The organism is Pseudomonas sp. MIL9, from assembly GCF_016887925.1.
In the GTDB taxonomy this organism is placed as follows: domain Bacteria; phylum Pseudomonadota; class Gammaproteobacteria; order Pseudomonadales; family Pseudomonadaceae; genus Aquipseudomonas; species Aquipseudomonas mohnii.
In genome coordinates this window covers 38,880-60,495 of the sequence record NZ_JAFEHE010000029.1, presented here as the reverse complement: position 1 = coordinate 60,495, position 21,616 = coordinate 38,880, and the positions used below count along the sequence as shown (strand labels likewise).

Genomic DNA, 21,616 nt, shown 5'->3' with positions numbered 1-21,616 from the left:
ATCACCCATCATTAAGGTGACTGCAAAATACGCAGGGAGCCTGATGTGAGCCTATTAAAAGACAACCAACCCACCGACCTCGAACAAATGGTCGGCCTCAGCCGTCGCGGTTTCATCAGCGCGGGCGCCCTGTGCGGTGCCGCCATGTTTCTCGGCGGCAACCTGTTGAGCCGTAGCGTACTGGCCGCCAGCGTCAGTGCAGGCACCAGCCAGTTGCTGGGTTTCGACAGCATCCCCGCCGCCACCAGCGACGCGATCACCCTGCCGCCAGGCTACAAATCATCGGTACTGATCAGCTGGGGCCAACCGCTGCAGAAAAACGGCCCGGCCTTCGACCCGAGCGGCAATGGCACGGCCGAGCATCAGGAAGTGCAGTTCGGCGACAACAACGACGGCATGAGCCTGTTCGAATTCCCCGGTGAAAAAGACCGGGCGCTGATGGCGATCAACAACGAATACACCAACTACCGCTACCTCTATCCCCACGGCGGCATGCCGCAGTCGGCGCAAGACGTGCGCAAGGCGCTGGCCTGCGAAGGCGTGTCGGTGATCGAGGTGCAGCGCAAGAACGGTCACTGGCAGTTCGTCCAGGGCTCGCACTACAACCGACGCATCCACGGCAATTCGCCGATCAGCCTGAGCGGCCCGGCCGCTGGCCACGACCTGTTGAAAACCAGCGCCGATCCGCACGGCAAAAACGTCCTCGGGACATTCCAGAACTGCGCCAACGGCAAGACGCCCTGGGGCACCTATCTGACCTGCGAAGAGAACTTCACCGACTGCTTCGGCAGCAGCAACGCCGAACAGAAATTCGATGCCGCACAGAAACGCTACGGCGCGGTGGCGACCAGCAAAGAAATCAACTGGCACCCGCACAACGAGCGCTTCGACCTGGCCAAAAACCCCAACGAACTGAACCGTCACGGCTGGGTGGTGGAGATCGACCCGTTCGACCCGAAATCGACCCCGGTCAAACGCACCGCGCTGGGCCGCTTCAAACATGAAAACGCGGCCCTGGCGGAAACCGGCGACGGTCGCGCCGTGGTGTACATGGGCGACGACGAACGCGGCGAGTTCATCTACAAATTCGTCAGCCGCGACAAGATCAACCACAAGAACCCCAAGGCCAACCGCGACCTGCTGGACCACGGCACCTTGTACGTGGCGCGTTTCGACGCCGGCGACGGTAATGCTGATCACCCCAAGGGCCAGGGTGAATGGATCGAACTGACCCACGGCAAGAATGGCATCGACGCCAGCAGCGGTTTTGCCGATCAGGCCGAGGTGCTGATTCATGCGCGCCTGGCCGCCAGCGTGGTCAAAGCCACGCGCATGGACCGCCCGGAATGGATCGTCGTCAGCCCCACGGACGGCCAGGTTTACTGCACGTTGACCAACAACGCCAAACGCGGTGAAGACGGCCAGCCGGTAGGCGGTCCGAACCCGCGGGAGAAGAACGTCTACGGGCAAATCCTGCGCTGGCGCACCGATCGCGACGACCATGGCGCGAACACCTTCGCCTGGGACTTGTTCGTGGTCGCAGGCAACCCGCAGGTGCACGCCGGGACGCCAAAAGGCGGATCGTCAAACATCACCGCACAGAACATGTTCAACAGCCCGGACGGATTGGGTTTCGACAAAGCCGGGCGCTTGTGGATTCTGACCGATGGCGACATGAGCAATGCCGGCGACTTTGCTGGCATGGGCAACAACCAGATGCTCTGCGCCGACCCGAAGACGGGTGAGATTCGCCGTTTCATGGTCGGGCCGATTGGTTGCGAGGTGACAGGGATCAGCTTCTCGCCGGATCAGAAGACGCTGTTCGTCGGGATTCAGCATCCTGGCGAAAACGGTGGTTCGACCTTCCCCGAGCATTTGCCGAACGGCAAGCCGCGCTCTTCGGTGATGGCGATTACCCGCGAGGATGGCGGGGTCGTCGGCGCCTGATCCGGCCTCATCGCGAGCAGGCTCGCTCCCACATGGGCAACACCGAACCTGTGGGAGCGAGCCTGCTCGCGATGACGTCAGCCCAAACCACACACATCTCAAGCCCAGTCACTAAAGATGCCCCGTCTGCGCTACCATGCTTGGCCGGACGCGGCAGCCTGCTGCGCGCAGGAGTCAGCATGGCCCATCCGTTTGAAACCCTCACCCCAGACCTCGTGCTCGATGCCGTCGAAAGCATCGGCTTTCTCAGCGACGCGCGCATTCTGGCGCTCAACAGCTATGAGAACCGCGTCTATCAAGTCGGCATCGAAGACTCCGAGCCGCTGATCGCCAAGTTCTACCGCCCGCAGCGCTGGACCAACGAAGCGATTCTCGAAGAACACCAGTTCACCTTCGAACTCGCTGACGTCGAGGTGCCGGTCGTCGCGCCGTTGATCCACAACGGTGAAACCCTGCACGAACACAAAGGCTTTCGTTTCACCCTGTTCCCCCGCCGGGGTGGCCGTGCGCCGGAGCCGGGCAACCTCGATCAGTTGTATCGCCTGGGGCAATTGCTCGGGCGCCTGCACGCGGTGGGTGCGACCAAACCGTTCCAGCACCGTGAAGCCCTGGGTGTGAAGAACTTCGGTTACGACTCGCTGACTACCTTGCTCGAAGGCAACTTCGTCCCCCGCAGCCTGTTGCCCGCTTACGAGTCAGTAGCCCGCGACCTGCTCAAGCGCGTGGAAGAGGTCTACGACGCCACCCCGCACCAGAACATCCGCATGCACGGCGACTGCCACCCCGGCAACATGATGTGCCGCGACGAGATGTTCCACATCGTCGACCTCGATGACTGCCGCATGGGCCCTGCGGTGCAGGACATCTGGATGATGCTGGCGGGTGATCGCCAGGATTGCCTGGGGCAGTTGTCGGAATTGATGGACGGTTACAACGAGTTCCACGATTTCAACCCGCGCGAACTGGCCTTGATCGAACCGCTGCGCGCCTTGCGCCTGATGCACTACAGCGCCTGGCTCGCCCGCCGCTGGGACGACCCGGCCTTCCCGCGCAGCTTTCCGTGGTTCGGGACGGAAAGGTATTGGGGCGATCAGGTGTTGGCGTTGCGTGAACAACTCGCGGCCCTCAACGAAGAGCCGCTGAAACTCTTCTAAACAGCAGCGCCCCCTGTAGGAGCGAGCCTGCTCGCGATGGTCGAGAACGATAACGCGGGGAACCTGATACCCCGCGGCGCCTTTGAGTTCATCGCGAGCAGGCTCGCTCCTACAAGGATCAGCACATCAGGACAAATCTCCTTACAATCCCCTCTTTGTTAGCTGCCTAAGCAAGGACTCTGCATGCAAGCTGCCAACCTCCGTCGGGGGTACATCCTGGGCCTGAGTGCCTACATCATCTGGGGAGTTTTCCCGCTCTACTTCAAAGCCATCGCCAGCGTGCCCTCTGTGGAGATCATCATCCACCGTGTGTTGTGGTCGGCGCTGTTCGGCACGTTGCTGCTGATGGTCTGGAAACATCCGGGCTGGTGGCGCGAGCTGCGGGAGAACCCGAAACGACTGGCGATCCTGGCCCTGAGCGGCACGCTGATCGCCGCCAACTGGCTGACCTACGTCTGGTCGGTGAACAACGGACGCATGCTTGAAGCCAGCCTGGGTTACTACATCAACCCACTGGTGAACGTGCTGCTGGGCATGCTGATCCTCGGCGAACGATTGCGGCGCATGCAATGGATCGCCGTGGGTCTGGCGGCGGTCGGCGTGGCGCAGCAGGTGTGGCAGGTAGGGAGCCTGCCATGGGTGTCGCTGGTGCTGGCCCTGACCTTCGGTTGCTACGGGCTGATCCGCAAACAGGCACCGGTCAAGGCATTGCCGGGGCTGGTGGTGGAAACCTGGATGCTGGTGCCGATCGCCATCGCCTGGCTGCTGTTCAATCCGACCGCTGTGAGTGCTCAACCTGAGTTCTGGACGACGTCCGAAGCCTGGTGGCTGGTCGCTGCCGGCCCGGTGACGCTGGTGCCGCTGGTCTGCTTCAACGCCGCTGCACGGCATTTGCCCTACACCACGCTGGGATTCCTCCAGTACGTGGCACCGACATTGGTGTTGTTGCAAGCCGTGCTGCTGTTTGGCGAACACCTGTCGTCGAGTACGTTGCTGGCCTTCATCTTTATCTGGGCCGGCCTGGCCGTTTACAGCGTCGATGCCTGGCTCAGCCTGCGCCGCCGAAGCTGATCAAAAAACGTACAAACCTCTGCAGGCCACGTCTACCGTGGCCTGCATCGTTCCTTCCCAAGGTTATCCACAGCCTGATCCCCGGCGAATGTGCGCAAGTCGCTGAAACTGCTGGTTTTTTGATCAGATCCTGAAAAGCCCCGACCGGCGTGGCCTGGCGGGCTGTCTCTACAGGTTATCCACAGGCAGGTGCACGTTTAACTTGGATAACCTGATCAAGGCTCGCTGCGCAGCACCAATTCCACCATCAGATCGTCGGCCAGGGTTTCCAGGCGCGATTGCAGTACATCCAGGGACAAGGTCAACGGCACTGCGAGAATCGCTTCGGCGTGGAACAGCGGCTCACTGCTCATCGGTGCCGGCCGCACCTCCGTCACCAGTCGTTCCAGGTTCACGCCCTGCTCACTCAACAGTCGGGTGATATCACGCACGATTCCCGGCCGGTCATTGCCGACCAACTCCATGGCGATGGGTTTCCAGGTGCACGATTGCTCGATGCCGCTTTCGGCGATCAAGACGCGAATGCCTTGGGCGGACAAACCTTGCAGGGCATCGACCAGCTCATCGTAGGCCTCTGCCGGTACACCGACCCGAAGGATCCCGGCGAACTGCCCGGCCATGCGCGACATGCGGCTTTCCAGCCAGTTGCCGCCGTGCTCGGCAATGCATTGGGCGATGCGCTCGACCTGCCCTGGCTTGTCTGGAGCGAAAACAGTGAGTACGAGGTGGTCCATGGCGCAGCCCTCTGGTCATGACTTTTGTTATAGAAAACCAAGTATAGGCAAGGCGCCGGAATCGGCTTGGCACTGCTTTTCTGTGGCGAGGGAGCGTGCTCCCGCTCGACCGTGTAGCGGTCGTAAAGCTTTTGGGCTTGCTTCGCAAACCAGCGGGAGCAAGCTCCCTCGCCACCGAAAACAAAGCCCCATAGCCGGGCCATCAAAGATTATGTGTACAACTTTTTATATTTAACTGGAACAATCTCATGCTTTTTTGAGAACATCCCGATCCTCGACGTGACTGCAATGCGTCATGGGGTCGCAGAACGACGTAATTAGTCTAATTTTCACAACCGCAATTCATCATGTAGTATGCCGCAGCGCGCACTACATAACGTTGGATCGATGTCTGCCTCAGGCGCAGTCGCATCCCTGAAAGCCCCGTCAGCACGGTCTCCGCGCCGTTGATTGGTCCCCACCCAGCCGTCAGAAATGGCATGTACTGGTCCCAGGGTTTGTGGTTTAAATGCCAAAGGCTTCATTGTTAAATTGAAGAGCTGAAAAGCGAAATAGCTGAGCAGAGTGAGGCAAGCAATGACTGAACACGTTCAAGTCGGTGGCCTGCAGGTCGCCAAAGTCCTGTTCGACTTCGTGAACAACGAAGCCATTCCCGGTTCCGGCCTCACCGCCGACACGTTCTGGGCCGGTGCCGACAAGGTCATTCATGACCTGGCGCCGAAGAACAAAGCCCTACTCGCCAAACGCGATGATTTCCAGGCTCGTATCGATGGCTGGCACCAATCCCGTGCCGGTCAGCCACACGACGCCGTGGCCTATAAAGCCTTCCTGCAAGACATCGGTTATCTGCTGCCAGAAGCGGCCGATTTCCAGGCAACGACGCAAAACGTCGATGATGAAATCGCCCGTATGGCCGGCCCGCAACTCGTGGTGCCGGTCATGAACGCCCGTTTCGCGCTCAATGCTTCGAACGCCCGCTGGGGTTCGCTGTATGACGCGCTCTACGGCACCGACGCGATCAGCGAAGCTGACGGCGCGGAAAAAGGCAAAGGCTACAACAAGGTGCGCGGCGACAAGGTCATCGCCTTCGCCCGCGCCTTCCTCGACGAAGCGGCGCCATTGGCGGCCGGCTCCCACGTCGACTCCACCCGCTACACCATCGTTGACGGCAAACTGGTGGTCGCCCTCAAAGGCGGCAGCAACACCGGCCTGCGCAACGATGCCCAACTGATCGGCTTCCAGGGCGCTGCTTCGGCCCCCACCGCGATCCTGCTGAAAAACCACGGCCTGCATTTCGAAATCCAGGTCGATGCCAGCACCCCGGTTGGCCAGACCGATGCTGCCGGCGTCAAAGACATCCTGATGGAAGCGGCGCTGACCACCATCATGGACTGCGAAGACTCGGTCGCTGCAGTCGATGCCGATGACAAAGTGGTGATCTACCGCAACTGGCTCGGCCTGATGAAGGGCGATCTGTCGGAAGAAGTCTCCAAGGGTGGTCAGACGTTTACCCGCACCATGAACGCCGACCGCACCTACACCGCCATCGATGGCAGTGAACTGAGCCTGCATGGCCGTTCGTTGCTGTTCGTGCGCAACGTCGGTCACCTGATGACCATCGACGCGATCCTCGATAAAGACGGCAACGAAGTGCCGGAAGGTATCCTCGATGGCCTGGTCACTTGCCTGGCCGCACTGCACAACCTGAACGGCAACACGTCGCGCAAAAACACCCGCACCGGTTCGATCTACATCGTCAAACCGAAAATGCACGGCCCGGAAGAAGCGGCGTTCACCAACGAGCTGTTCGGTCGCATCGAAGACGTGCTGGCCCTGCCATGCAACACCCTCAAAGTCGGGATCATGGACGAGGAGCGTCGTACCACGATCAACCTCAAGGCCTGCATCAAGGCGGCCAGCGAGCGTGTGGTGTTCATCAACACCGGCTTCCTCGACCGTACCGGTGACGAAATCCACACTTCCATGGAAGCCGGCCCGATGGTGCGCAAGGCCGACATGAAGGCGGAAAAATGGATTGGCGCCTACGAGAACTCCAACGTCGATATCGGCTTGAGCACCGGCCTGCAAGGTCGCGCACAAATCGGTAAAGGCATGTGGGCCATGCCGGACCTGATGGCCGCGATGCTCGAACAGAAAATCGCTCATCCACTGGCCGGCGCCAACACCGCCTGGGTCCCTTCGCCGACCGCCGCTGCCTTGCACGCACTGCATTACCACAAGGTTGACGTGTTCGCGCGTCAGGCCGAACTGGCCAAACGTGCTCACGCCTCGGTGGACGACATCCTGACCATCCCGCTGGCGGTCAATCCGCAGTGGACCGCCGAGCAGATCAAGAACGAACTGGACAACAACGCCCAGGGCATTCTCGGTTATGTGGTGCGCTGGATCGACCAGGGCGTCGGCTGTTCGAAAGTGCCGGACATCAACGACATCGGCCTGATGGAAGACCGTGCGACGCTGCGTATTTCCAGCCAGCACATCGCCAACTGGCTGCGTCACGGTATCGTCACTCAAGAGCAAGTGATGGAAAGCCTCAAGCGCATGGCGCCGGTGGTGGACCGTCAGAATGCCGGGGATGCTCTGTACCGTCCGCTGGCACCGAACTTCGACAGCAACATCGCCTTCCAGGCAGCCGTCGAACTGGTGATCGAAGGTACCCAGCAGCCGAACGGCTACACCGAGCCGGTCCTGCACCGTCGTCGCCGCGAGTTCAAGGCTGCCAATGGCCTGTAACTGAGCGTTTGCGCCGGACATGAAAAAGCCCTGATCGAAAGATCAGGGCTTTTTCTTTTGCAAATGCGGTTCCCTGTGGGAGCAAGCGGCGCTGACAGGTCTGGCCTAAGACTCCATCCCCAACTCATGCTTCACCAGCCCCAGCAACTGGCCGCTATCAATTGGCTTGAGCAGGAAATCCACCACACTCAAATGCATCGCCGCAATGGCGTCCTTCACGTCGGCATCCCCCGAGACGATGATGATCGGCATCGCCGCCCGCTCCGACTCACGCACCCGGCGGATCAGATCCAGGCCGCCTATGTGGCCCATTCGCAGATCGGTGATCACCAGGCCAATCGCCGGTTTCTCTGCCAGCATTTTGAGTGCGGTCTCGCCACTGGCGGCGGTCAGGCAGCGAATCCCGTCCAGCGCCAGAATTTCCGACAGCAATTCCCGGGCGTCTTTATCGTCATCGACGACCAGCACGCGCTGCGGCGGCAAGTCAGGTTCCAGCATGACGGCACTGAGCGCCTCGCGCTCGGCATCACTCAAAATATCGTGGTCGGACATGGCTTTCTCTACATGTTCAGTTCAATTCCCTAGCACAGTGGTCAGACATCGCTAAGCAGACCTTCAATGTGCACTTCGTCGGATATTTTTCCAATAGGGAGGCTGAGAGGTTTTTCGTACAATTGCGTAAGGCTTTTCCGACATTCCCTCACACACATCACCTACCTAGACTTACGTCCAATGGGCACCCGGACCGCAGGGGCCGACCATGACCGAGTCATCCGACGACAAAAAATCCAAAAAGACTGCGGTTATGGTTATGAGTAAAGCGGACGCCTTCACACAGGCAGGGAAAACCGCGGTGTTGCAGAACATCCAGGGCACCTTGCAATTCCTTCAGCGCTTCCCGCCCTTCAATCAAATGGAACACGCGCACCTGGCGTACCTGGTTGAACAGTGTCAGCTGCGTTTTTATGCGCCCGGCGAAAGCATCATCAAGCCGGCCGATGGCCCGGTTGAGCACTTTTACATCGTCAAGCAGGGCCGGGTCGTGGGCGAACGTCCGCACACGGCCAAGGGCGGCACTGAAACGACCTTCGAAATCACCACCGGCGAGTGTTTTCCCCTCGCCGCGTTGCTGGGCGAGCGGGCGACCCGCACCGAGCATCTCGCCGCCGAAGACACTTTTTGCCTACAGCTGAACAAGCTCGCGTTCATCAAACTGTTCGCCATTTCCAGCACCTTCCGCGACTTTGCCCTACGCGGCGTCAGTAGCCTGCTGGATCAAGTCAACCAGCAGGTCCAGCAAAAGGCCGTGGAAACCCTCGGCACCCAATACTCGCTCAACACCCGCCTCGGCGAACTGGCCATGCGCCATCCGGTGACCTGCAGCCCGGAGACCCCCCTGCGCGAAGCCGTGACCCTGATGCATGAACAGCAGGTGGGCAGCATTGTGGTGGTCGACGCACAAAAGGCGCCGCTGGGGATTTTCACCCTGCGTGACTTGCGTCAGGTCGTGGCCAACGGCACGAATGACTTCAACGAAACCATCGAACAGCACATGACCCATGCGCCGTTTTTCCTGTCGCCGGATCACAGCGCCTTTGACGCCGCCATTGCCATGACCGAGCGCCACATCGCCCACGTCTGCCTGGTCAAGAACCAGCGCCTGTGCGGTGTGGTCTCGGAACGTGACCTGTTTTCCCTGCAACGGGTCGACCTGGTGCACCTGGCGCGCACCATTCGCAGCGCCCAGCGCGTGGAAAACCTGGTCACCCTGCGCGGCGAGATCGGTCAACTGGTGGAACGCATGCTGGCCCACGGCGCGTCTTCGACCCAGATCACCCACATCATCACCCTGCTCAACGACCACACCGTGTGCCGGGTGATCGAGTTGACCCTGGCCGAAAAAGGCGATCCCGGCGTGCCGTTCAGTTGGCTGTGTTTCGGCAGCGAAGGGCGCCGCGAGCAAACCCTGCACACGGATCAGGACAACGGCATCCTTTTTGAAGCGCGGGACGCCGCCCACGCCGCTGAAATTCGCGGCAAGTTGCTGCCCATCGCCCAGCAGATCAACCAGAGCCTGGCCCTGTGCGGCTTCACCCTGTGCAAGGGCAACATCATGGCCGGCAACCCCGAGCTGTGTTTGTCCCGAACCGAATGGGCTCGGCGTTTTGCAGCATTTATCCGCGAGGCAACGCCGGAGAACCTGCTCGCTTCGAGTATCTATTTCGATTTGCGCGTGGTCTGGGGCAGCGAGCAAGGCTGCGAACAGTTGCGCCGCGGAATTCTCGATCAAGTCGGCGACAACCGCTTGTTCCAGCGCATGATGGCCGAGAATGCCTTGCGCAATCGTCCGCCCGTGGGCCGTTTCCGTGAGTTTGTACTGGCCCGGAAAAATGGCGAGAAGGCCACCCTCGACCTGAAGGTCCAGGGCCTGACCCCGTTCGTCGATGCTGCACGTTTACTGGCCCTGGCCAACGGCGTCGAAGCGAACAACACGCTGGAGCGGTTTCGCCAGTTGGTCGACAAGGAGGTCATCGACGCCCTGGACGGTGCAGCGTATGAAGAGGCGTATCACTTCATTCAGCAAACCCGCATGCAGCAACATCAACGCCAGACCCGGGAAAACCTGCCCTACTCCAACCGCGTGGACCCGGACAGCCTCAATCATCTGGACCGACGCATCCTGCGTGAATCCCTGCGCCAGGCCCAACGCCTGCAAAGCAGCCTGACCCTGCGGTATCAGCTATGAGCCTGTTTTCATGGCTGCGCCCGGGCGGCCCGATCCTTTCCGGGGAGCTGCAACTACGCCTGCAACGCTTGCCAACAGCGACGGGACTGAGTGAATGCAGCCTGCGCGAACAGCGCTGGGTAGTGCTGGACCTGGAAACCACCGGGCTGAACCTGAACAAGGACCGCGTGCTGTCCATCGGCGCAGTGGTGATCGAGGACGGTGCGATCGATTTCAGCCAACAGTTCGAACGCACCCTGCAATGCACCGAAGTCAAACTCGGTCCCAGCGTATTGATCCACGGCATCGGCCCCAGCGCGATTGCCGCCGGCAGCGACCCGGCGCTGGCATTGGTCGAATTCATGGAGTACGTCGGCGACAGCCCGATCCTGGCCTTTCATGCCCCTTTCGACCAACACATGCTCGGCCGCGCCTTGAAAGATCATCTGGGCTACAAGTTGCAGCATCCCTTTCTGGATGTGGCGGACATCGCCCCGATGCTTTGCCCGCAAGCCAACATCCGCGAAGCCGGACTGGACGAATGGATCGACTGGTTCAAGCTCGAAGTCTTCGAGCGCCACAACGCCAGCGCCGATGCCCTGGCCACCGCCGAACTGGCGCTGATCCTGTTCAGCCGGGCACGGCAGCAGCAGATTCATAGCCCGTTGAATTTGCAGCAGCGCCTGAATCAGTGGAAGCGACGGCAGCGCACACCGTCCTTCTGATCTTCGGCCGCTGTTCCGGCCTCATCGTTCCCACAAGGTTATGCACAATCCCTGTGGGAACGTGGCTTGCCCGCGATAAACGATGACGCGGCCTCCCGACCAACGCCAATTGCTTTACCTCCCCCGCCTCTGACACAATCGCGAATTATTCTCGTTAGTTAACGCTTCCCAATCGGTAATGCAACGTGACGTCAGTCCCAGGCCCCCAGAATGAGCTCGTCGGTGCGTTATATCGCGACCATCGCGGTTGGCTATTGGCCTGGCTTCGGCGCAACGTTGCCTGCCCGCAACGGGCCGAAGACCTGAGTCAGGACACGTTCGTGCGTTTGCTCGGCCGTGAGCAATTGAAGGAGCCGCGCGAGCCTCGGGCCTTTCTGGTGGCAATTGCCAAAGGCCTGCTGTTTGACCACTTCCGCAGAGCCGCACTGGAACAGGCTTACCTCAACGAACTGATGCTGATTCCCGAAGCCGAGCAACCGTCGGTGGAAGAACAGCAAATGATCCTCGAAGACCTGAAAAACATCGATCGCCTGCTCGGTAAGCTGTCGAGCAAGGCGCGGGCGGCGTTTCTCTACAACCGTCTCGACGGCCTCAATCACGCGCAAATCGCCGAACGCCTGGGCGTATCGGTACCACGGGTGCGCCAGTACCTGGCCCAGGGCATTCGGCAGTGCTACATCGCGCTGTACGGTGAGCCGACATGAACCCGATCAGTTCCAGGCCGGTATCGGCACAGGTACTGGACGCCGCGATTGCCTGGCAGCTGTCGCTGGACTCCGGCAACCCGGTCGAGCGTGAAGCGTTCGCCAAATGGCATGCCGCCCACGAAGAACACGCTCGCGCCTGGCGCCAGCTGGGCATGCTCGACCAGCGTTTCAGCGTCGCCAGCGGCCCGGCCCGCACCGCCCTGCTGCAATCGCGCGACAACCTTCGCCGACGCGTGCGCAAGCTTGGCAGCGGCCTGGCCAGCGTCGTCGCCGTGATGGGCCTGGCGCTGTTCACCGCAGATCGTTACCTGCCGCTCGACTATTGGCTGGCGGACCAACGCACCGCCACCGGCGAACAACGCACCCTGCGCCTGGCCGACGGCACGCTGATCAACCTCAACACCCACAGCGCCGTGGACGTGCGCTTCGACGAGAAGCAGCGCCGGGTCATTCTTCAGGAAGGCGAGATCCTGGTCGAAACCGCCCATGGCGATGCCCGGCCGTTTATCGTCGAAACCCGCGAAGGCAGCATGCGCGCCCTGGGTACACGTTTTCTGGTCAAGCGCGAAGCAGAAGGAACGCGCCTGAGCGTGTTGCAGTCGGCGGTGGCCGCACACCCTGAATCGAGCCCGCATGAGCAGATCCTGCGCGAAGGCCAGCAAGTGCTGATCCGCAACGACAGCCTGGGCCCGGTGGCTGCGCTGGGCCTCGGCGCCGATGCCTGGACGCGCGGCATGCTGGTGGTGGACAACGCGCGGCTGGGAGACCTGGTGCACGAACTCGGCCGCTATCGCCGCGGGCATCTGGGTGTGGCGCCGGAGGTGGCCGACCTGCGGATCACCGGCAGCTTCCCGCTCAAGGACACCCACCTGGCGCTGGACGCCCTGCTGCCGACCCTGCCGGTGCAGATTGAGCAGCACACCTCATGGTGGGTGACGGTGGCGGCGAAGACTGAGGCCAAGCGCAATCCCCTGTAGGAGCTGGCCTGCCAGCGATGGTCGTTAACGATAACGCCATGCTCATTGGATAAACGCGGGGCCTTAAAGGGCATAGCTGGGCAAACCGGCTCCTGCTGGTCCGCGATGACCTCGAAATAACTGAATCGAAATTATTTTCATCCCGCCCTATCACTTTTCAGTTTTCGCTCGGCACCTAGGCAATTGAGAAGTATTCCCTTTCAGGAGCCGCCGTATGTCCCGTTCACCAGACACCTTGTTGCGCCCCCGTTTGCTGGCGGTTGCCATTGCGCTTTGCGCCCCCCTGGCCAGTAGCCAACTGATCGCCGCTGAACAGGCCTCCAGCGTTCGCGCCTATAACCTGCCGGCCGCGCCCCTGGCCAGCACGCTGAATCAAATCGCCAGCCAGGCCGGCCTGGCGTTGTCGCTCAATCCGTCGCTGGCGGCGGGCAAGACCTCGGCACCGGTCAAAGGCCAGTTCGACGCCCCTGGCGCCCTGCGTGAAGCCTTGCGCGGCAGCGGCCTGCAACTGGAGCAGAGCGGCAGCGGCACCTACAGCCTGGCGGCCGTGCCCGAGGGCGCCTTGGCCCTGCCGGCGACCAGCGTGATCGGCACACAAGACACTGAAAGCGCCTGGGGACCGGTGCAAGGCTACCTGGCCAAGCGCACCGCCGCCGGGACCAAGACCGACACCGCTCTGGCCGAAGTGCCGCGCTCGATTTCGGTTGCCACTCGCGAGCAGATGGACGATCGCAACGTTCACAGCCTCGACGACGCCGTGCGCTATATGCCGGGCATCACCGCCAGCAGTTACGGCAGCGACACCCGTGCAGACTGGTTGCGTGTACGTGGTTTCGAACCCACCCAATTCCTCGACGGCCTGCCACTGCCTAATGGCGTATACGCCAACCCAAAACAGGAAACCTGGAACCTCGACCGCCTGGCCCTGTTGCGTGGCCCAGCCTCCTCCCTCTACGGCCAGACCCCGCCGGGCGGCCTGCTGGACATGGTCAGCCGCCGCCCCAGCGCCGAGTCCAGCAATGAAATCCAGCTGCAATACGGCAGCGACAATCAGCGCCAGATCAATTTCGCCAGCACCGGCAAGATCGACGATGAAGGTCAGTTCCTCTACAGCCTGAGCGGTGTCGTGCGCGACAGCGGCACTCAGATCGACCATGTCGACAACAAGCGCTACAACATCGCGCCAAGCCTGACCTGGAATATCGACGAAGACACCCGTTTCACCCTGCTCACACAATTCACCCGTGACGATACCGGCATCACCAGCCAGTTCCTGCCGGTCCAGGGCACCAGGATCGACATGCCGTTCGGCGATGTTTCCCATCACAAGAACCTGGGCGACCCGGACTGGGAATACTACGACCGCACCTATTACGCACTGGGCTACGCCTTCGAGCATCGCTTCAACGATGTCTGGCAGTTCCGGCAGAACCTGCGCTACACCAAATCCGATCTTTCTTTCCAGACCATCACCGTCGGCGCCTACCCGTTTACCCAGGTCGACAACGCAGGCAACGTCGGCCGCTCGACCACCAGCACCGACGAAGACATCAGCCAGTTTGCGGTGGACAACAACTTCCAGGCCGATTTCGACACCGGCGATATTCGTCACACCCTGCTGCTCGGTCTCGATCACCAGCGCAGCAATACCAACTACACCTCGATCTTCGGTAGCGCGCCGGCCACCAACGTGGTCAGCCCGATCTACGGCCAGACGATCGTTCGTCCACCACGCTCCAGTGCGTTCTATGACTACGACCAGAAGACCTACCAGACCGGCCTGTACGTCCAGGACCAGATGGCCCTCGATCAATGGCGCCTGACCCTGGGGGGGCGTGAAGACTGGGTCCACACCGGCACCAGGTTCTTCAATCACGACGACGCAACCAACACTGAACGCGACAAGAAATTCAGCGGCAACGCGGCAATCAGCTACGTGTTCGACAACGGCTTCGTGCCCTACTTGTCCTACGCCGAGTCGTTCCAGCCGACCAGCAAAGCCACGGCCTCGCCGACCGACTCGTTCAAGCCGACCGAAGGCGAGCAATGGGAACTGGGCCTCAAATATCAACCGCCGGGCAGCAACACCTTGCTGAGCGCTGCGGTGTATGACCTGACGCAGAAAAACGTCTCTGTCACCACCACCAACGCCGATAACGTTTCGATCACCAGCCAGACCGGCGAAGTGAAAGTCAAAGGCCTGGAACTGGAAGCCGTTTCCGACGTGACCGAGAATCTCAAGGTCATCGCCGCTTACACCCTGGCCAAATCCGAAGTGCAAAAAGGCGACTTCAAGGGCAATCGCCTGCAACTGATGCCTAACCAGCAGGCTTCGCTGTGGGCTGATTACACGTGGCACAACGGCGTGCTGGACGGTTTCGGCATCGGCGCCGGCGCGCGCTATACCGGCAACACCTACGGCGACCAGGCCAACACCTGGCTAGGCAAGGCCGACGCCTACACCGTGTTCGACGCCGCTGTTCACTATGACCTCGGCCGTCTCGACAACAGCCTTAAAGTCGCCTCGCTGGCACTGAACGCGACCAACCTGCTCGACAAGGACTACATCTCCACTTGCGACGGTTTCTACTGCTACTACGGCGACCAACGCAGTGTCGTCGCCAGTGCCACCTACAAGTGGTAATGGCTTGATCTGACACACCCTGTACCCAGGCCGTCCTCCATGGACGGCTTCGGTATTTCCGAAGGCCATGAAATGAAAAGCAAAACAATTCGCCGCTGGTCCGCCGTGCACACCTGGTCCAGCCTGATCTGCACAGTGTTCCTGCTGATGCTGGCCCTGACCGGCCTGCCGCTGATTTTCCATCACGAGATCGACCATTGGCTGGGCGACGCCGCCGAACTGAAGCCAATGCCTGCGGACACTCCGCACCTGAATTTGCAGCAACTGGTGCTGGCCGCCGAGCAGCATCGCCCCGGCGACGTCATGCAGTACTTCGGTTTCGAGGACGATGAGCCCAACGCCGTGATCGCGATCATGGCGCCCACGGCGGGAACCGAACCGAACTCGTCTCACACCTTCATGCTCGACGCCCGCACCGGCGAAGCGCTGGAGATGCCGTCGGCCAACGGCGGCTTGATGATGGTCATGCTGCGCTTGCATGTAGACCTGTTCGCCGGGCTGCCGGGCAAGTTGTTGCTGGCGTTCATGGGCATCCTGTTCGTGGTGGCGATCATCTCCGGCACCGTGCTGTATCTGCCGTTCATGCGGCGCTTGAAATTCGCCACCGTGCGCCAGGACAAATCCACCCGGCTGCGCTGGCTCGATTTGCACAACCTGATCGGTGTCGTGACCCTGACCTGGGCCTTGGTGGTCGGCATGACCGGCGTGATCAGCGCCTGCGCCGACTTGCTGATCGCCGCCTGGCGCAACGACAGCCTCAGCGCGATGATCGCGCCGTATCGCGACGCCCCGCCGCTGACACAACGGGCGCCCGCTAGCCGGTTGCTGGACATCGCCAACGAAGTCGCGCCAGACATGCAGCCAGACTTCATCGCCTTCCCCGGCACCCGCTTCTCCAGCGAGCACCATTACGCGGTGTTCATGAAAGGCAGCACGCACCTGACCTCGCACCTGCTGACGCCAGTGTTGATCGACGCCAGCACCCTGCAAGTCACAGCCGTCGCCGAACGCCCGTGGTACATGGACGCCATGGGCATGTCGCAGCCACTGCACTTCGGTGACTACGGTGGCCTGCCGATGAAAATCCTCTGGGCGACCCTGGATGTGCTGACGATCATCGTGCTCGGCAGCGGGGTTTACCTTTGGCTGGTACGGCGCAAAGCCGCGAAACCGCTGCTGGAAAAAGCGGAGAGCGTGGCATGAGGCCCCGGCAGTCGAACTTCTGGAAGGTCTTTGCCACCCCCACTGTCATTGCTCTGTTCACAGCGGCAGGGTTGTTCGCCGCGCTGCTGGGCGATGGCGTGTGGGACGCACTGAGCTGGCTCGGCCTCGGCATCCCCGCCGTCCTCGCCCTGCGCGGTCTGCTGCAACGCAATTGACGCGCCCCCCCCCTGTAGGAGCGAGCCCTGCTCGCGATGCACTCGAATACGCCGCCGGGCATCAGGCTCCCCCCGTCATCGTTGACGACCATCGCGACGGTGCGACGATTCGACAGGCTCGCTCCTACAGGTCATACGACGACTATCTATTCCGCCGGTCGCCTCACCCTGCAAATCCCCTGACATATTTATTGACACTTTAACCTGTGTGCTTCTATAAAGACGCATGTTGTACGACAACCTACAACAACTGCAGCACCAAAAAATCCAAAAATAAAGAATGGTGAAGTGATGAAAGTCAAAGGCATCCGTTGGTGGATGGTCGGTCTGGTGACTGCCGGCCTGATGGTCAACTACCTGGCTCGCAATACCCTCTCAGTGGCCGCCCCGACCCTGATGAGCGAAATGAACATCTCCACCGAGCAGTACTCGCACATCGTCGTCGCCTGGCAGCTTTGCTATGCGTTCATGCAACCGGTCGCCGGCTACATCATCGATGCCATCGGTACCAAAATGGGCTTCGCCATTTTTGCGTTCGCCTGGTCGATCGCCTGCGCGCTGGCGGCACTGGCGACGGGTTGGCAGGGACTGGCGTTTGTCCGCGGCCTGCTCGGCCTGACGGAAGCGGCCGGTTTGCCGGCGGCGGTCAAGACCTCCACCGAATGGTTCCCCGCCAAAGAGCGCTCGGTGGCCATCGGCTGGTTCAACATCGGCTCGTCGATTGGTGCCGTGCTGGCGCCGCCTCTGGTGGTCTGGGCAATCCTGCACAGCGGCTGGGAGCTGGCGTTCCTGATCGTGGGCGGCCTGGGCGTGGCCTGGACGTTCCTGTGGATGATTTTCTACAAGCATCCACGCGATCAGAAGCGCCTGAGCGATGAAGAACGCGACTACATCCTCAGCGGCCAGGAAGATCACTTCAAAGACACAACCCACAAAAAAGGCAGCTGGAAGAAGATCATCGGCAGCCGCAACTTCTACGCCATCGCCAGCGCCCGGATACTCTCCGAGCCCGCCTGGCAAACCTTCAACGCGTGGATCCCGCTGTACCTGATGACCGAGCGGCACATGAACATCAAGGAAATCGCGATGTTCGCCTGGCTGCCGTTCCTCGCCGCTGACCTGGGCTGCGTGCTCGGCGGCTACCTGAGCCCGTTCTTCCACAAGTACTGCAAAGTGTCGCTGTTCACCTCGCGCAAAATGGTCCTGCTGTTCGGTGCTTCGTGCATGATCGGCCCGGCATGCATCGGCCTGGTCGCCAGCCCGTACACCGCCATTGCGTTGCTGTGCATCGGTGGTTTCGCTCACCAGACCTTGTCCGGTGCGTTGTACGCGATCACCTCCGACTCATTCGGCAAAAACGAAGTGGCCACCGCCACCGGCATGGGCGGCATGTTCGGCTACCTGGGTGCGGCCGCCTTCACCCTGGTGTTTGGCGTGATGGTGACCAAGATCGGCTACAGCCCGCTGTTCGTGGTGCTGGCGATTTTCGACATCGTGGCGGCATTCATCGTCTGGACCGTGGCTCGTGAACTCAAGCCTCAGGCGATTCCCGGCCCTGAAGCCGGACAGACGCTGCAACCCGCCAGCTAAAACACAACCCCTGTAGGAGCGAGCCCGTCGAATCGTCGCACCGTCGCGATGGTCGTTAACGATGACGCCGCGCACCTGACACCGCGCGGCGCTCTCAGGTTTTTCGCGAACTGGCTCGCTCCTACAGGTGACGGTGGTCTTGAGCTATCGCATCCACACGTTATGCTGCGTGACACCGCCACCGACCGAGTCACTGCCATGTCCGCCCCGAGCATGACCCTGTATCACAACCCTCTCTCGCCCTTCGTGCGTAAAGTCATGGTGCTGCTGCACGAAACCGGTCAACAGGACCGAGTGGCCCTGCAGACCAGCGTGCTGACGCCGGTCAATCCCGACCTGACCCTCAACGAAGACAACCCGCTGGGCAAGATCCCCGCCCTGCGCCTGGCCGACGGCAACATGATCCACGACAGTCGGGTGATCCTCGACTATCTCGACCACCAGCACGTCGGCAACCCGCTGATTCCCCGCGAAGGCCCGGCCCGCTGGCGGCGCCTGACCCTGGCGTCCATGGCGGACGGCATCATGGACGCCGCCGTGCTGATCCGTTACGAAGTGGCCCTGCGTGCCCCGGAAAAACACTGGGACGAGTGGCTCGACGGCCAGCGCGACAAGATCCGCCGCGCCCTGGCTTTACTGGAAAAAGACGCGATCGCCGAACTGACCAGCCATTTCGACGTGGCGGCGATCAGCGTGGCCTGTGCCTTGGGTTATCTGGACTTGCGCCATCCGGACCTGGCCTGGCGTGATGCCAATCCGCAGTTGGCGGCGTGGTATTTCGAGGTGAGCCAGCGGCCTTCGATGATTGCGACCATGCCGAAGATTTAACCCGGCGACACCAACGCACTAGCAGTTCTGCTAGTGGGCAAAAACCGAAAATCCTCCGATGCTCAAGGTCCGGCCAACCGGACCTTGCACGGAGCTCAACCCATGCCCAACTCACCCCATGAAACCCTGCTGTGCCGCTACCACTACGATCCGCTGGACCGCCAGAGCGGCTGCACGCTGCCTCAACAACCGGTCATCCAGCGTTTTCATTGCGATGGCCGATTGACCACTGAAATCCAGGGCGGTGCGCACTGGAGCATCCTTCAGCACGGCGACCAGTTGCTGGCGCAACGAAATCATCGCGAAGCAAGCGGGACCGCCACGTTACTGGCAACCGATCAGCAACGTTCCGTGCTCAATGCCCTCGACGCCACTGGACCTCATCCCCTCGCTTATTCCCCATATGGCCACCACCCAGCACTGAACAGGCTGCCAAGCCTGCGCGGCTTCAACGGCGAACAACCGGACCCGCTGACCGGGCACTATCATTTGGGCAACGGGTATCGGCAGTTCAACCCGGTGTTGATGCGGTTTAACAGCCCGGACAGCTGGAGTCCGTTTGGCAAGGGAGGAATTAATGCTTATGCATATTGCGGGGGAGACCCGGCAAATAGAGTTGATCCAAATGGGCACTGGTATAAGAGCTTCATCAAGAAACTGAGTAAAAACATCATCAGCAGCCCACACCACCCGACGAAAAAAATCTCAAAAGAGACCACCGATTCGTTTTTACATACAATTGAAATATTGGGCGGACCAAAAGAATTTAAAAAAATTGCAAACCAAAACTACAAAAAGCCAAAACACTACCTAATCAACAATACGCCTGAAGTTAAACCCCTCCCCCCTTCAGACATCGACATGACTATCAACTTTATAGTTGACACGGAGCACGCACAAAACGTAATAACCAGATTTGAGCTTCTAACCACTCACGAAAGAGTCAGTGCAGATATACTTTATGGAGTGCCCACGCTTAAACGCATCGACAGAGAGAACTTGTTCAAGCGACTGGAAAATATGGCAAGCGAGAGAGCAGCTCTATCACCACTCTACGACTTGGCCAAACAACCTCCACCCTCTTATGAAGCGGCTACTCTCCCAACCTATGCCGAGGTAATCAGGCAGGGTGGCAGCAACCGACCGAGGCGCAGCGCAGCAGGTCGGTGACAACGCGTTGGGTTTCTTCGAAGCTCACATCTTCCCACCGGCCCCTGGATGAGCGACGCCCCCTCTATCAGATCTGCTAGTAGGCAACCGCTGTAAAAACTCCGATGCTCAAGGTCCGGCCAACCGGACCTTGCACGGAGCTCAACCCATGCCCAATTCACCCCATGAAACCCTGCTGTGCCGCTACCACTACGATCCGCTGGACCGCCAGAGCGGCTGCACGCTGCCTCAACAACCGGTCATCCAGCGTTTTCATTGCGATGGCCGATTGACCACTGAAATCCAGGGCGGTGCGCACTGGAGCATCCTTCAGCACGGCGACCAGTTGCTGGCGCAACGAAATCATCGCGAAGCAAGCGGGACCGCCACGTTACTGGCAACCGATCAGCAACGTTCGGTGCTCAACGCCCTCGACGCCTCCGGACCTCATCCCCTCGCCTATACCCCCTATGGCCACCACCCAGCGCTCGATAGGCTGCTGAGCCTGCGCGGCTTCAACGGCGAACAGCCGGACCCGCTGACCGGGCACTATCATTTGGGCAACGGGTATCGGCAGTTCAACCCGGTGTTGATGCGGTTTAACAGTCCGGACAGTTGGAGTCCGTTTGGGGAGGGGGGGTTGAATTCATATGCGTATTGCGCGGGGAACCCAGTCAACTGGAAGGATCCAACAGGTCACTCTGTAATACCTGCCGCTTTTTTTGACGAAATATTCATGAACTTATATAAGTCCATGAAAGGATCGAAAAGTGTACGATTTACAAACATCGTAACGTCTACAGAAGAGCTATTTGGTGGAGTAGAGAAGATAAAAGTTCTTGCGAACAGTAAAAAAATCCATCCCGACGCATTCACTGCTCGCATTCTATCCGAGCAAAAAAAACCTGTTTATTTCCCTACAGAAATTCCTCCAGACAAGGCAAAAGGCATCGAATATCTCCATAGCGCCGAGCAACACCTTCGAAGTACCTTTGATGCAGTCATTACAAATGGCGGTCTGCTCAACCCCAAAAACCCATTTCTTATACACCTGAATGAAGTTGAAATAAGAAATCTGAACACTGAGCTGCTCACTCACAAAAAAGAACTGGCACGAGTCATATCACACGTCTCATCCCTGCGCATTGAAGGGCCCAGCCGCATCGCCGCACACTTCAATGCACAAGACTTTGTTGATACCGCAAACAGAATCAGAGATTCACGATAGGGCC

The 21,616-nt window shown here is 60.3% G+C and carries 17 protein-coding genes; 15 read left to right on the top strand and 2 right to left on the bottom strand.

Translation table 11 applies throughout. The annotated features are described in order from the left end of the window. The first annotated feature begins 45 nt into the window (after window positions 1-45). From JQF37_RS26750 to rarD, 3 genes are all read left to right on the top strand, one after another. Window positions 46-1,947, top strand: a complete 1,902-nt coding sequence (locus JQF37_RS26750; protein ID WP_130210224.1) for a PhoX family phosphatase — start codon at window positions 46-48, stop codon at window positions 1,945-1,947. Between the two features lie 179 nt (window positions 1,948-2,126). Then, complete coding sequence (locus tag JQF37_RS26745; RefSeq protein WP_047534256.1) at window positions 2,127-3,101, top strand: serine/threonine protein kinase; 975 nt, start codon at window positions 2,127-2,129, stop codon at window positions 3,099-3,101. 183 nt (window positions 3,102-3,284) lie between these two features. Further along, entirely contained in the window at window positions 3,285-4,172 is an 888-nt protein-coding gene (gene rarD, locus JQF37_RS26740) for an EamA family transporter RarD (protein ID WP_130210222.1), read from the top strand. A gap of 215 nt (window positions 4,173-4,387) precedes the next feature. Here rarD and JQF37_RS26735 read toward each other — a convergent pair whose 3' ends face one another. After that, on the bottom strand, window positions 4,388-4,906 hold the full coding sequence (locus JQF37_RS26735) for a glycine cleavage system protein R (protein ID WP_130210220.1): 519 nt from the start codon (window positions 4,904-4,906) through the stop codon (window positions 4,388-4,390). 576 nt (window positions 4,907-5,482) lie between these two features. Here JQF37_RS26735 and JQF37_RS26730 point away from each other — a divergent pair. Then, a complete protein-coding gene (locus JQF37_RS26730) occupies window positions 5,483-7,660 on the top strand; it encodes a malate synthase G (protein ID WP_130210218.1) in 2,178 nt (725 codons plus the stop codon). A 105-nt stretch (window positions 7,661-7,765) separates the two neighbouring features. On the opposite strand, the gene JQF37_RS26725 is transcribed toward JQF37_RS26730, so the two are convergent. Continuing rightward, entirely contained in the window at window positions 7,766-8,212 is a 447-nt protein-coding gene (locus JQF37_RS26725) for a response regulator (protein ID WP_130210216.1), read from the bottom strand. A gap of 253 nt (window positions 8,213-8,465) precedes the next feature. Between JQF37_RS26725 and JQF37_RS26720 the strand changes: the two genes are divergently transcribed. The 11 genes from JQF37_RS26720 (at window position 8,466) to JQF37_RS26670 (ending at window position 21,612) form a co-directional block, all read left to right on the top strand. Further along, entirely contained in the window at window positions 8,466-10,406 is a 1,941-nt protein-coding gene (locus JQF37_RS26720; protein ID WP_130210214.1) for a putative nucleotidyltransferase substrate binding domain-containing protein, read from the top strand. Continuing rightward, complete coding sequence (locus JQF37_RS26715) at window positions 10,403-11,110, top strand: 3'-5' exonuclease (protein ID WP_130210212.1); 708 nt, start codon at window positions 10,403-10,405, stop codon at window positions 11,108-11,110. The genes JQF37_RS26720 and JQF37_RS26715 overlap by 4 nt, the downstream gene beginning before the upstream one ends. A gap of 185 nt (window positions 11,111-11,295) precedes the next feature. Next, complete coding sequence (locus JQF37_RS26710; protein ID WP_130210210.1) at window positions 11,296-11,814, top strand: RNA polymerase sigma factor; 519 nt, start codon at window positions 11,296-11,298, stop codon at window positions 11,812-11,814. After that, window positions 11,811-12,794, top strand: a complete 984-nt coding sequence (locus tag JQF37_RS26705) for a FecR family protein (protein WP_130210208.1) — start codon at window positions 11,811-11,813, stop codon at window positions 12,792-12,794. Before JQF37_RS26710 ends, JQF37_RS26705 begins: the two co-directional genes overlap by 4 nt. 214 nt (window positions 12,795-13,008) lie before the next feature. After that, entirely contained in the window at window positions 13,009-15,438 is a 2,430-nt protein-coding gene (locus tag JQF37_RS26700) for a TonB-dependent siderophore receptor (protein WP_130210206.1), read from the top strand. Window positions 15,439-15,510: 72 nt separating this feature from the next. Continuing rightward, entirely contained in the window at window positions 15,511-16,641 is a 1,131-nt protein-coding gene (locus JQF37_RS26695) for a PepSY-associated TM helix domain-containing protein (RefSeq protein WP_130210204.1), read from the top strand. Then, the gene (locus tag JQF37_RS26690) at window positions 16,638-16,817 is read left to right on the top strand and encodes a hypothetical protein (protein ID WP_130210202.1); all 180 of its coding nucleotides are present in this window, start codon (window positions 16,638-16,640) and stop codon (window positions 16,815-16,817) included. The genes JQF37_RS26695 and JQF37_RS26690 overlap by 4 nt, the downstream gene beginning before the upstream one ends. A gap of 291 nt (window positions 16,818-17,108) precedes the next feature. Further along, a complete protein-coding gene (locus tag JQF37_RS26685; protein ID WP_130210200.1) occupies window positions 17,109-18,407 on the top strand; it encodes an MFS transporter in 1,299 nt (432 codons plus the stop codon). A 198-nt stretch (window positions 18,408-18,605) separates the two neighbouring features. Further along, window positions 18,606-19,235, top strand: coding sequence for a glutathione S-transferase (locus JQF37_RS26680; RefSeq protein WP_189340460.1), 630 nt, complete (start codon window positions 18,606-18,608; stop codon window positions 19,233-19,235). A gap of 102 nt (window positions 19,236-19,337) precedes the next feature. Beyond that, a complete protein-coding gene (locus JQF37_RS26675; protein ID WP_130210194.1) occupies window positions 19,338-20,405 on the top strand; it encodes an RHS repeat-associated core domain-containing protein in 1,068 nt (355 codons plus the stop codon). Window positions 20,406-20,553: 148 nt separating this feature from the next. Further along, the gene (locus JQF37_RS26670) at window positions 20,554-21,612 is read left to right on the top strand and encodes an RHS repeat-associated core domain-containing protein (RefSeq protein WP_204149856.1); all 1,059 of its coding nucleotides are present in this window, start codon (window positions 20,554-20,556) and stop codon (window positions 21,610-21,612) included. The last annotated feature ends 4 nt before the right edge of the window (window positions 21,613-21,616 follow it).